Source organism: Agrobacterium tumefaciens (assembly GCF_005221385.1).
Taxonomy (GTDB): Bacteria; Pseudomonadota; Alphaproteobacteria; order Rhizobiales; family Rhizobiaceae; genus Agrobacterium; species Agrobacterium tomkonis.
The window spans coordinates 806,663-819,041 of the sequence record NZ_CP039903.1 but is presented as its reverse complement, the minus strand read 5'-3'; the positions used below and the strand labels follow the sequence as shown (position 1 = coordinate 819,041).

General features: G+C 58.8%; 11 protein-coding genes. 7 read left to right on the top strand and 4 right to left on the bottom strand.

Annotated elements, in window-relative coordinates; translation table 11 throughout:
• Nucleotides 1–2: 2 nt before the first annotated feature.
• Together CFBP6623_RS04135 and CFBP6623_RS04130 are read right to left on the bottom strand one after the other, a co-directional pair.
• Nucleotides 3–452, bottom strand: coding sequence for a DNA polymerase III subunit chi (locus tag CFBP6623_RS04135; protein WP_046798820.1), 450 nt, complete (start codon nt 450–452; stop codon nt 3–5).
• A gap of 25 nt (nt 453–477) precedes the next feature.
• On the bottom strand, nt 478–1,971 hold the full coding sequence (locus CFBP6623_RS04130; RefSeq protein ID WP_046798966.1) for a leucyl aminopeptidase: 1,494 nt from the start codon (nt 1,969–1,971) through the stop codon (nt 478–480).
• Between the two features lie 331 nt (nt 1,972–2,302).
• Between CFBP6623_RS04130 and lptF the strand changes: the two genes are divergently transcribed.
• From lptF to CFBP6623_RS04095, 7 genes are all read left to right on the top strand, one after another.
• Nucleotides 2,303–3,472 carry an LPS export ABC transporter permease LptF gene (lptF, locus tag CFBP6623_RS04125; RefSeq protein WP_046798819.1) on the top strand — a complete coding sequence of 390 codons (1,170 nt, stop codon included), beginning with the start codon at nt 2,303–2,305 and terminating at the stop codon, nt 3,470–3,472.
• On the top strand, nt 3,469–4,557 hold the full coding sequence (gene lptG / locus CFBP6623_RS04120; protein ID WP_046798818.1) for an LPS export ABC transporter permease LptG: 1,089 nt from the start codon (nt 3,469–3,471) through the stop codon (nt 4,555–4,557). Before lptF ends, lptG begins: the two co-directional genes overlap by 4 nt.
• Complete coding sequence (locus tag CFBP6623_RS04115) at nt 4,557–6,938, top strand: LPS-assembly protein LptD (protein WP_046798817.1); 2,382 nt, start codon at nt 4,557–4,559, stop codon at nt 6,936–6,938. The genes lptG and CFBP6623_RS04115 overlap by 1 nt, the downstream gene beginning before the upstream one ends.
• A 298-nt stretch (nt 6,939–7,236) precedes the next feature.
• Complete coding sequence (locus tag CFBP6623_RS04110) at nt 7,237–8,184, top strand: peptidylprolyl isomerase (protein ID WP_046798816.1); 948 nt, start codon at nt 7,237–7,239, stop codon at nt 8,182–8,184.
• 26 nt (nt 8,185–8,210) lie between these two features.
• Nucleotides 8,211–9,233, top strand: a complete 1,023-nt coding sequence (pdxA, locus tag CFBP6623_RS04105; RefSeq protein ID WP_046798815.1) for a 4-hydroxythreonine-4-phosphate dehydrogenase PdxA — start codon at nt 8,211–8,213, stop codon at nt 9,231–9,233.
• A complete protein-coding gene (rsmA, locus tag CFBP6623_RS04100; RefSeq protein ID WP_046798814.1) occupies nt 9,233–10,063 on the top strand; it encodes a 16S rRNA (adenine(1518)-N(6)/adenine(1519)-N(6))-dimethyltransferase RsmA in 831 nt (276 codons plus the stop codon). Before pdxA ends, rsmA begins: the two co-directional genes overlap by 1 nt.
• Before the next feature lie 74 nt (nt 10,064–10,137).
• Nucleotides 10,138–10,761, top strand: a complete 624-nt coding sequence (locus CFBP6623_RS04095; RefSeq protein WP_046798813.1) for an alpha/beta hydrolase — start codon at nt 10,138–10,140, stop codon at nt 10,759–10,761.
• 4 nt (nt 10,762–10,765) lie between these two features.
• On the opposite strand, the gene gmk is transcribed toward CFBP6623_RS04095, so the two are convergent.
• Together gmk and CFBP6623_RS04085 are read right to left on the bottom strand one after the other, a co-directional pair.
• On the bottom strand, nt 10,766–11,428 hold the full coding sequence (gmk, locus tag CFBP6623_RS04090; RefSeq protein WP_046798812.1) for a guanylate kinase: 663 nt from the start codon (nt 11,426–11,428) through the stop codon (nt 10,766–10,768).
• A 5-nt stretch (nt 11,429–11,433) separates the two neighbouring features.
• Nucleotides 11,434–12,321, bottom strand: coding sequence for a YicC/YloC family endoribonuclease (locus CFBP6623_RS04085; protein WP_046798811.1), 888 nt, complete (start codon nt 12,319–12,321; stop codon nt 11,434–11,436).
• Nucleotides 12,322–12,379: the final 58 nt, after the last annotated feature.

Here is a 12,379-nt window from a genome sequence, read left to right as displayed (position 1 = left end):
GATCAGGCCTTTTTCTGCCAGCGGCCTTCCGGCGATTGCTGCCAATAGGTCAGCGCGTGGCCTTCGGTCTTCAGACTTTTCCAGTGGTTTCGCGCCATTTCAAGCTGATAGGCATCATATCCGTCGAACATGAAGACGATGCGCTCATAGGCCTCCACCGCCGGCGGTTCGGCGCCATCCACCAGAAAGCGGACATTTGCGCCGTTGCCGTTGACTTCCGAGGCTGTCAGGAGAATCGGCTGGCTTTGCGGCGCCGGAGACGCATCCGTGGCGTGCGGCAGAAAGCTGTCGTCACGAAAGGTCCACAGATGCGCGTCGAGAAAATCGCGGCGCTCCTCGTCCACCGTCTGGATCGCGACCTTCCAGCCGCGTTCCAGCGATTTTTCGAGCAAAGGCGGCAGCGCATCCTCGAGCTTCGATTCCGTCAGATGGTAGAACAGAATTTCAGTCATCCGCAGATTTCGAACTCCGCTCGCATCAATCTTCGTAATGGGCGCGAACGAGTTCGTTCAAAAGCCGCACGCCGTAGCCCGATCCCCAGGACTGGTTGATCTCGGTCATGGGCGATCCCATCGCTGTGCCGGCAATATCGAGATGCGCCCACGGCGTTTCACCCACAAAGCGCTTGAGGAACTGCGCGGCGGTGACGGAACCGGCCAAGCGACCCGAGCTGTTCTTCATGTCGGCGAATTTGGAATCGATGATCTTGTCATAATCCTTGCCGAGCGGCATACGCCACAGCTTTTCGGCCGTCGCGTCACCAGCCTGGGCGAGGCGCGTCGCAAGCTCGTCGTCATTGCAGAAAAGGCCGGCCTGAAGATTGCCGAGCGCAACCGTGATCGCGCCTGTGAGGGTGGCAAGGTTGATCATGAATTTCGGGCTGAAACGCTCCTTGGTGTACCAGAGCGCATCAGCCAGAACCAGGCGGCCTTCGGCATCGGTATTGATGATCTCGATGGTCTGGCCGGACATGGAAGTTACGATGTCGCCCGGACGCTGGGCATTGCCATCGGGCATGTTTTCCACGAGACCGATAACGCCGATGACATTTGCCTTCGCCTTGCGGGCCGCAAGCGCATGCATCAGGCCGGTCACGGCGGCAGCGCCGCCCATGTCGCCCTTCATGTCTTCCATATTGAGGCCGGGTTTGAGCGAAATGCCGCCGGTATCAAAAACGACGCCCTTGCCGACGAAAGCAATGGGTTCATCCTTCTTGGAACCGCCGTTCCATTGCATGACGGCAAGCCGGGGCGGACGGGCCGAGCCCTGCGCCACGCCGAGAAGCGCGTTCATGCCAAGCTTCTTCAAGTCCTTTTCGCCGAGAATCTCGACATCAACACCCAGCTTGCGCAGCTCTTCCGCCTTTTCGGCGAATTCGACGGGGCCGAGAACGTTCGGCGGCAGGTTGACAAGGTCGCGCGCCAGGAGAACGCCGCCCGCAACAGCCTCGGAGACGGCAAAGGCCTTTTCCGCTTCCTGATGAGCGGCCGTGACGATGACGATATCGACTTTCTTCGGGGTCTTTTCGTCGTCGGATTTTTTCTTGGTCTTGTAGGCATCGAAACTATAGGCGCGCAGCAGAAGGCCCAGCGCGAAATCCGCAGCGGCCTGCGCGCTGGTTTCGACGCCCGGAGCGTCGAGATAGATGGCGACCTTGTCTGCCTTGCGGAAATTGGCGGCGGCAGTGCCGCCGGCACGCAGCCAGTCATGTGCGACAAGTTTCGCCGGCTTGCCGAGGCCGATGACGAGCAACCGGTCGGCGCTCGACCCCTGCGGCGCAATCACATCGAGAGTCGTCATGGATTTTGCGGCAAATCCCGCAATCTTCGCCGCCCTCTCGATCACTCCACCCGGATCGGCCTCGGAAGCACCGGCGGCAGCCTGCGCCTCACCGGAGGCTTGCAGCACAACGGCCAGGGAATTTTCAAGCGAAGCGGAATTGGCGAAAGAAATATCGAATTTGGCGGACATGTTTTCCTGCTCTTCATGGTCAAATTGCATGATGCGCACGATCATGGCCTTTTCAGCCCCCGGCGCAACCCTACATTTTTTAAGGCCTGCATTGTTTAAAGGCAGACATTCCTTAAAGGTCCACATTCGTTAAAGGAATGACATTTTTGCGGATGGGCCGATTACGTCATGAAACCGACAGCTTGTTCCACAAAAAGACACAGGCGATGGAAAAATCGTCGTGCAAAACATATTTGTGAGCACGCCGGAATAGCCAATTGCAAACGATGCGATTAGATAGGCGGAAATCCGGCGGGCAAGCGCACGGGAAAACAATGTCGAACAGGGCCGTATGAAGCTTCTCGAGAACTATATCCTGCGGCGGACAACGCAGATGTTTCTGGTCGCGCTGTTGCCGGTGCTGGCCATCATCTGGACCATCCAGGTTCTCCAGAGAATCAATCTCGTCACCGATACCGGCCAGTCGATGGGCTCCTTCATGGCGCTCGCGACCCTGATCCTGCCGACGCTGATCCCCGTTGTGCTGCCTTTCGCCCTCGTCATCGGCATCACCCAGACATTTACGGCGATGAACAATGATTCCGAGCTTGCCATCATCGATGCGGCAGGATCGCCGCGTTCGGTGATGTTTCGCCCGGTTCTCATTCTGGCCGCCGTACTGAGCGCGCTTTCGTTCACCATCACCAATTTCATCGAGCCGCCGGCGCGTAACTCCGCCCGGCAGATGGTGGCCGCGGCCTATGCCGACCTCCTGTCCTCGGTGATCGAAGAAAAGACCTTCCGCACCATTCAGGACGGTCTCTATGTGCAGATCGCCCAGCGGCAGGGCCGTATCCTCAAGGGCCTGTTCGTCGCCGACCGCCGCGATCCGAATTTCGATCTCATCTATTATGCCAAGGAAGGCATGATCGATGAGAGCGGCACATCGCTGACCATGCGCGACGGCGAAGTGCAGCAGAAGACCCCTGATGGCAAGGTGTCGATCGTCAAGTTCCTGTCCTATGCCTTCGATCTTTCGACCATGTCGGAAAAGCAGGATTCCGAACCCTCGCTGTCTCCGGGCGATGCCAGCCTCGGCTTCCTTTTGTCGCCAGATGAGAACAATGCGAGTTACAAACGGTCTCCGGAAAACTTCCGCAGCGAGCTGCACAAGCGCCTGTCGGACTGGATGTTCGCCTTTGCCTTCGCGCTGATCTCGCTGGTCATCGCCGCCGATGCCCGTTCGCATCGCGAGGCGCGCATGCACCCGATGGTCGCCGCGCTGGTGACGGCCTTCATGCTGCGCTGGCTTGGTTTTTACGTCACCAACCAGGTCAAGCAGAGCGCTGCCTTCATTCCGCTGGTCTATGCCGTGCCGGGTCTCAGCGGCGCTGCGGCCGCCTTCATCCTGATAACCGGTCGCAAGCCGAAGATACCGAAGATTATCGCGGATGCGGCTGGCCGCATACGCCGCCTGTTCTCCAGCCGGCTGGCACGCAATTCGGGGAGCGGCAACGCATGATTTTCAACACCCTCGCCCGGTATTTCCTGAAACGATATCTGATGACGGCCGTCTGGTTCGTGCTCGGCGTATCGTCGATCATCTATCTCGCGGATTTCAGCGAGACGGCAAGGCGCATGTCCAGCGTGCCGGGCTATTCGGTTCCGGGCGCACTTGGCCTGACAGCACTTAGGCTGCCGCTGATCCTGCAGCAGACCGTTCCATTCATCGCCCTTTTCGTGGGCATGACGACGCTGATTTCGCTCAATCGACGTTACGAACTGGTTGTCACGCGCGCAGCAGGTGTTTCCGCCTGGCAATTCATCCTTCCCTTCGTCCTGGGATCGGTCCTTCTCGGTATTCTGTCCGTCGTCGTTCTGAACCCCATCGCCGCATGGGGCCAGAACCGGTCGCTGGCTATGGAAGCGGGATGGCGCAACGAAGCCAATGGCGGCCGCCAGCAGCAGATCATTCCATGGATGCGTCAGGCGAGCGGCGGCCAGGACACGATTATCGGCGCCAAGAGCTTCGAGGACAACGGAACGATGCTGCTCGATGTGGTTCTGATCCACCTCGACAAGGACGGGAACATCGTCTCGCGGCAGGATGCCAAGTCGGCTAAATTGGAAGATGGTTACTGGCTTCTTAACGGCGTTACGGAAACCCGCGCCGGACATGTGCCAGTTCGACAAGAGAGCACGCGGATCAGTACCAATCTGAGACGGGAATTCGTGCAGGAACGCATGACGCAGACGGAAACCGTTGCTTTCTTTGATCTTTCTCACAAGATCGAAGTTGCAAAGTCTTTTGGACTGTCTTCAAAAGCGCTTGAGACGCAGTATCATTTCCTGCTATCGACGCCCCTGCTTCTGGTTGCGATGACCTTGATCGCCGCGACCGTTTCATTAAAGTTCAGCCGCTTCGCCCAATCGCGCTCCGTGATTCTGGGTGGAATCGTTTCCGGCTTCGTGCTTTATGTAGTAACCGTGCTCGTAAGGGCATTCGGGAGTGGTGGTGTTGTCCCTCCCACCGTCGCGGTCTGGGTTCCAGTCGTCGTGGCGTTGGCTTTGGGGGCAACCATTCTGCTTCATCAGGAGGACGGCTAGTGGCGGTAATTGACCGCGGGAATATCAGGCGGCTTTGGACGGCCCTTCTGACGGGTGCCGCTGTGTGCGCGTATTTGGCATCAAGCCCGGTCGCTTTCGGCCAGGGCGGGGTGCTTGCGTCGGCAAGCCAAGACGATTCGAAACTCCTGCTTACAGCAAATGAACTGACCTATAATCGCGACTCCCAGCGCGTCATCGCGAAGGGCGTGGTTCGCATGAAATATTCGGGCTACCGCATGGTGGCCCAGCAAGTGGAATATAATCAGCAGACCGGCCGCGTCATCGCGCATGGCAATATTGAGCTGATAGAGCCCGGCGGCAACAAGATCTATGCCGACGAGATGGACGTTACCGATGACTTCGGTCAGGGTTTCGTCAATGCATTGCGCGTCGAGACTCCGGATAATACCCGCATCGCGGGTGAAAGCGCCGAACGTCTCGAAGGCGACCTGATGGTCCTCAACAACGGCGTCTATACCGCCTGTCTGCCCTGCGCCGCAAAGCCTGAAAAGGCGCCGCTCTGGCAGGTCAAGGCCGAGCGCGTCGTCCAGGACGGCAAGACCCATACGATCCGGCTGGAAAAAGCCCGTCTGCAGCTTTTTGGCCATTCGATCGCCTATGTGCCGTTCCTGACGGTTCCGGACAATACGGTGAAGCGCAAATCAGGCTTCCTGTTCCCACAGATGAGCATTACCGACAATCTCGGTTTTGGCATCGGCGTTCCCTATTTCCAGGTCCTTTCCGACACTTCGGATGTGACGGTTACGCCGACCTATTATACGACGCAGGGTCTGCTCTTGCAGGCGGAACTGCGCCAGCGTTTCGAAACCGGCATGCACACGGTCACCGTCGCCGGCATCAGCCAGCTGAAATCCGAAACCTTCACGGCCGGAACCAGCGACGCTCTCAACGACAATCGCGGCATGATCGCCAGCAAGGGCGATTTCAGCATCAATCCGCGCTGGGCATTCGGCTGGGATGCGATGGTGCAGACCGACAACAACTTTTCACGCACCTATGGGCTGAAGGGTTACAAGAACGACGTCCAGACCAACCAGATCTACCTCAGTGGCGCGAGCGCACGAAACAGCTTCGACGCCCGCGGTTATTATTTCAACGTTCAGAATACGGACGATACCGAATCCCAAGAGCGCAAGCAGGCGATCGTTCATCCGGTCGTCGATTACCGTTATTTCGTGCCTGATCCGATCTATGGCGGCGAGCTTTCGCTGACCACCAACCTGACGAGCATCACCCGCCTGAAGCAGGACGCGTACGCTCTGGGCGGATATTCGCGCTTTAACGGACTTGAGGGTGACTATACGCGCCTTTCCACCGAAGCCGAGTGGAAGCGCACCTTCACCATGGATAGCGGTCTGCAGATCACACCGATCCTCGCTGCACGCGGCGATGCGCTGTGGACGGACATGTCTCCGTCGAGCTTTACGTCGGGCGGCACATCTTATGCCTATGAGGGCATGATGCATGACGATGCTGCGTTTCGCGGCATGGTCACCGGCGGTCTGGAAGTGCGTTATCCCTGGCTCTTCACGGCGCTTAACAGCAGCCACGTGATCGAACCGATCGCGCAGATCTTCGTGCGTCCGAACGAGCAATATTCCGGCCGTCTTCCAAACGAAGATGCGCAGGCATTCGTATTCGATGCGACCAACCTGTTCGAGCGTGACAAGTTCTCCGGTTTCGACCGGATCGAGGGCGGTACACGCGCCAATCTTGGCTTCCGCTACAATGGCACGTTTGACAACGGCTACGGCGTTCGCGCCGTTGTCGGCCAGTCTTTCCATCTGGCGGGCGAAAATTCCTTCGCTTCCTATGATCTGGCCAATGTCGGCGCTGATTCCGGCCTCGAATCCGACCGTTCGGATTACGTTGCCATGGCGGCATTCGATGCGCCGATCGGCCTTTCGCTGTCATCGAGCCTGCGTCTCGACAAGGACAACTTCGACATCAACCGGTCGGAGACGGGCCTCAGCTATTCGGATCGCCGCCTTACCGGCAAGGTCAGCTATACGCAGGTCAAGGCGCAGCCGAAATACGGCTACACCGAAGACCGGGATATCGTTCAGGCTTCCGGCATGCTGCGCATGGATGACAACTGGTCGCTATTCGGCTCGATCAATTATGATCTGAACGGAAAATTTGCCTCCGAGCGCCGTATCGGCATTGCCTACCAGGACGAATGCACGATCTTGACGGTCAGCTATTCCAACGAGGGCAACATCAATTCCACTCGGCAGGCCGCCAATGACTGGTCGATCAATGCCCGCTTGGCGTTCCGTACGCTCGGCGACATCAGTGTCGGTTCCGCAAACGAAGACTGGGCCGATATGGATATCGGCTGGAAGCCGAATAATTACTGAGTTTAAAGGCGGGTCACGCAGCATCGTGACCCGCCTTTTTGCCATTCAGCCAGTAAAAGTCACGGTTTCGCCGCAACAACACGCCAGTGTCGGCCGGGTATAAACCCCTATCGGGTTTTCTTTCAACAAACCGACACATTGCCGTCCTGCGGATCGCGATGATATATACGTGGCAAAATCGCGGCGCGGACGCGCAAATGCAGGTCTGACAGGCCGGGGAATGCGAAATTTCCACCGTCAGGCAGAACAGACTGGCGGGACAGGGAGACAGGCCCTGCCCGACGAAAGGGAGAAGGACATGATGAATTTCGGAAAGACGGCTTTGCGTGGCGCTGCTTTCGCCTTTGCGATATTTGCCGTTCCCATGGCCGCCGTGCCTTATACCGGCCAGGCTTTCGCCGATGCCACGGTCAAGATCGTCGTCAACAAGACACCCATCACCAATGACGATATTGCCAAACGCGTCGCCTTCCTGAAGCTACAGCGTCAGTCCGGCAATCTCAACGAAAAGGCGCGCGAACAGCTGGTCGATGAGGTGCTGAAACGCGAGGAAATCGGTCGTGTGAAAATGTCGGTCAGCACTGATGAGGTCGATGCCGCTTTTGCGCGTTTTGCCGGCAACAACAAGATGAAACCGGAGCAATTGACGAAGGTGCTGTCACAGGCGGGCGTCGGCGCTGACCATTTCAAGGCCTTCATCGCGGTGCAGATGAGCTGGCCCCGCCTTGTGAACGCCCGTTATGGCGCACGCGGCAAGATGTCGAACCAGGATCTCGTTACCCGCCTGAAGGAACGCGGCGACAAGCCAGTCACGACCGAATATTTCCTGCAGCAGGTCATCTTCGTCATCCCGGAATCCAAGCGCAATTCCATTACCGGCAAGCGTAAGTCCGAGGCTGAAGCCTCGCGCAAGCGTTATCCCGGCTGCGACCAGGCCATGACCTTCGCTGCGACCATGCGCGACGTGGCGATCAAGGATCTTGGCCGCATTCTCGCGCCTGAGCTCCCGGAAGACTGGAAGGCTTTGGTGGAAAAAACCAAGGAAGGCGGCACCACCGGAACGCGTGTGACCGAAAAAGGTGTCGAATATCTGGCCATCTGCAAGCAGCGTCAGGTTTCGGACGACTATGCCGCGGAAATGGTGTTCAAGTCCGAAGACCTGATGAAGGCCAAGAACGGCGAAAACCCGAACGAAAAGAAGTATATGGATGAGCTGCGCAAGAAGGCGCAGATCGTCAACACCTGATACTGATACGAAAGCCGGGTCTTTCCGTGACACATGCATTCCTGCCGCTTGCCCTGACACAGGGAGATCCAGCCGGTATCGGCCCCGATATAGCCATCGCCGCCTGGGCCAGACGCCAAGAGAACGGTCTGCCGCCCTTTATCTTTATCGGTGATCCCGATGTGGTGGCGAGCCGGGCGGCGCTCACCGGCATTCCGGTCAATATCGAGACCTGCGATGTGGCGGATGCCATAAGCGTTTTCGACCGCGCTTTCCCCATCCTGCCTCTTCCCGTCGGGTTCGAGGTTCAGGCGGGCCAGCCGCATGTCGGAGCAGCACATGCGACTATCAAGGCGATAGAAACAGCCGTTTCCCTGACCGTTGAGGGCAAGACTGCAGCCGTCGTTACCAATCCGATTGCGAAATCCGTTCTCTACGAAGCGGGTTTCGGATTTCCCGGTCATACCGAATTTCTGGCTGATCTGGCTTTGCGCCTGACGGGCGAGCAGGTGATGCCGGTGATGATGATTGCCGGTCCCAAGGTCCGCGTCGTTCCGGTCACGATCCACATCCCCGTCAAAGACGTGCCGGCGGCGTTGACCGAAGAACTGATCGTCGAGACGTGCCGTATCATCGATGCCGATCTGCGGCAGAAATTCGGAATTGAAGCGCCGCGTCTGGCGGTTGCCGGGCTTAACCCGCATGCGGGCGAGGACGGCGCGCTTGGCACGGAGGACCGCGACGTGGTTCATCCGGCGACCATGCGGTTACGCAAAGACGGGATCGATGCTTTCGGCCCCCTGCCCGCCGATACCATGTTCCATGACGCCGCCCGCAAACGCTACGATGTCGCAGTCTGCATGTATCACGATCAGGCACTCATTCCGGCCAAGGCGCTCGGCTTTGACGATTCGGTTAATGTCACGCTTGGCCTGCCCTTCATCCGCACCTCGCCGGACCATGGCACCGCTTTTGGTATTGCCGGCCAGGGCATCGCCAATGAGGCGAGCCTTGTGGCGGCGCTGAGGATGGCGGCGGAAATTTACACCCGTAGCCGGGCCGTCGTATAATGGCGGCCATAGACGGACTGCCACCGCTGCGCGATGTCATCCAGCGCCATGGGCTCGATGCGAAGAAATCCCTTGGGCAGAACTTCCTGTTCGACCTCAACCTCACCCAGAAGATCGCCCGGACAGCGGGGCCGCTCGAAGGCGTGACGGTGATCGAGGTCGGCCCTGGCCCTGGCGGCCTCACCCGCGCCATTCTTTCGCTCGGCGCAAAGAAAGTCATCGCCGTCGAACGCGACAGCCGTTGCCTGCCGGCGCTGGCGGAAATCGAAGCGCATTATCCCGGGCGTCTCGAGGTGATTGAGGGCGATGCCCTCAAGACCGATTTCGAGGCGATGATTCCCGCCGGTGAACCGGTGCGTATCATCGCCAACCTGCCTTATAATGTCGGCACACAATTGCTGGTCAACTGGCTTCTGCCGAAGGCGTGGCCGCCTTTCTGGCTCTCCATGACGCTGATGTTCCAGAAGGAAGTCGGCCAACGCATCGTGGCTGAAGAAGGCGACAATCATTACGGCCGCCTCGGCGTTCTCGCCGGCTGGCGCACGGTATCGGAAATGGCCTTCGACGTCCCGCCGCAGGCCTTCAGCCCACCGCCGAAGGTGACATCCACCGTCGTGCACCTGCTGCCCAAGGACAAGCCCCTGCCTTGCGATGTCGCCAAGCTTGAAAAAGTGACTGAAGCCGCCTTCGGTCAGCGGCGCAAGATGCTGCGGCAGAGCGTGAAGAGCCTTGGCGGCGAAACATTGCTGGAAAAGGCGGGCATTGACCCCACACGGCGGGCAGAAACGCTGTCGGTCGAGGAATTCGTGACATTGGCGAATTGCCTGTAAATACGCCATGTGATGCACTGTTCTGAACGGTGGGACACAGGTTCGTGGCCCCTGCGAATAGAGGGACAAAGCGCGTGGAGAATGCCGGTTTTCACTACAAGCTCGACATTCCCACCGAAACACCCGACTGCGCGGTTGTCTTGCTGCATGGATCGGGACGAACGGAAGACGACCTCATCTCCTTTGGCCGCGCCACCTTTCCTAAGGGCATCTTATATGCGCCGAGAGGGGCTGTTCCCTGGGAGGATGGCTTCGCGTTTTTTCGTAGAAAGCCTGACAGACAGCTCGATATTGACGATCTGAAACATCACGCCTCCAGACTATGCCGGTTTGTCACCTTCGTGTTTCAGCAGACGGGGCAAAGACCCTTTCTCGTCGGATATTCTAACGGTGCGATCATCGCGGCTGAAACGATATGTCAGGACCGCTATCTGTCAAAAGGCGCTATCCTGCTTCGTCCGTTATCTCCGAGGTATGAGCAGCCTCTTCCAAATCTCGCAGGATATCCCGTACTTCTGCTTGCGGGCGCCCGTGACGACCGGCGTCACCCCTCCGATGCTCCGCATCTGGCCGCGCAACTGGCTTCAGCCTTTGCTGAGGTCTTACTGGAGACGATCGACGCGGGCCATGGATGGGCAGAGGACGCGATGGACGAGCGACTGTGCCGTCAATGGCTGGCGCGCAGAACCGCAGCGTAAATCATCAGAGCTGCGGCTCTTCCTCGAGCAGTGCCCGCACGAAATCGAACATGCCGTGGCGGCGGTCGCGGCGGACGCGTTCGGCTTTTACGATCGCCTCTACTGCTTCGAAGGCCGCCTGCAGGTCGTCGTTGAGGATGACATAGTCATAATCGCGCCAGTGCTCTATTTCAGCGCGGGAATTGACGAGGCGCGTCTTGATGACCTCCTCGGTGTCTTCTGCCCGGCGGTGAAGGCGTGATTGCAGTTCGGTCATGGTCGGCGGCAGGATGAAGATCGAAACGACGTCGGCCTTCATCTTGTCCTGCAACTGCTCGGCGCCCTGCCAGTCGATGTCAAACAGCATATCGCGGCCGGCGGCCATCGCTACTTCCACCGGCTCACGCGGCGTGCCATAAAAATTGCCGTGGACCTCGGCCCATTCCAGCAATTCCTCGTTGTCGCGCAGGCGCTCGAAATCGCGCTTGGAGATGAAGTGATAGTGGATGCCCTCTATCTCGCTCTGGCGGCGCGGGCGCGTCGTGACGCTGACGGAAAGGCTGATATTCTTGTCCTTCTCGAGCAGGTTGCGGGCAATCGTGGATTTGCCCGCGCCCGATGGTGAAGAAATCACCAGCATCAGCCCTCTGCGGGCAATCGTGACGGGAGAATCATTCACCGGGGCCATGGGGTCTACTCCAGATTTTGGACCTGCTCGCGGAACTGGTCGATAACCACTTTCAGCTCTATGCCTGCTGCGGTTACCGCACTGGCGTTCGATTTGGAACAGATTGTATTCGACTCGCGGTTAAATTCCTGTGCAAGAAAATCGAGCTTGCGGCCGACAGGCCCGCCATTTGCCAAAAGCTCGCGCGAAGCCTGCACATGGGCGCGCAGCCGGTCCAGCTCTTCACGCAGATCCGCCTTGGTGGCGATCAGCGCCGCCTCGGCGTGAAGACGGTCACGGTCCAGACCGTGCATGCCCTCGCCGATCAGGGCAATCTGCTGGGCAAGCCTTGCCGCGATCTGTTCCGGCTGGCGGGAAGGATCGTTTTCAATAAGCTCCACAAGCGTCTCGATCCTGTCGATCTGCCCGGACAGGATGGCAAACAACGAAGCGCCTTCCCGCTCGCGCATGTCCTTCAGCTTCTCAATGGCAACAGCAAAACCGGCCAGCACATCGGCGTTGCGCGCAGCCTGCGCCTCAGCGTCATCTTCCGCCTCGCGAAAATCGACGAGGCCGCGCAATGACAGCAGCGTATCGAAGCTCAGCGGTTTGTCTTCCACGACATCACCAAGCTCTTGTTTGAGCGCCAGAACAGCGGCGAGAGCATCACGATTGATGACGGCCTCCAGCCGGTTTTCCGCAATGGCCAGCGTCAATCCCGCCTGGATGTTGCCACGGGAAAGATGCCCGCCTGCAATTTCCCGCAGGGCCGTCTCCAGCGCTTCCAGACCGGTCGGCAGGCGCAGGCGCATATCCAGCCCCTTGCCGTTTACCGAGCGCAATTCCCACGCCCAGCGGTAGCGGCCGGATGTTCCTTCGCTACGCGCAAAGCCGGTCATCGATTGCAATGTCATATCTGGAAGCCCCCCGTCATGCCTTACAAAACCGGGCCTTGCGTTTGGCAGGGCCCGG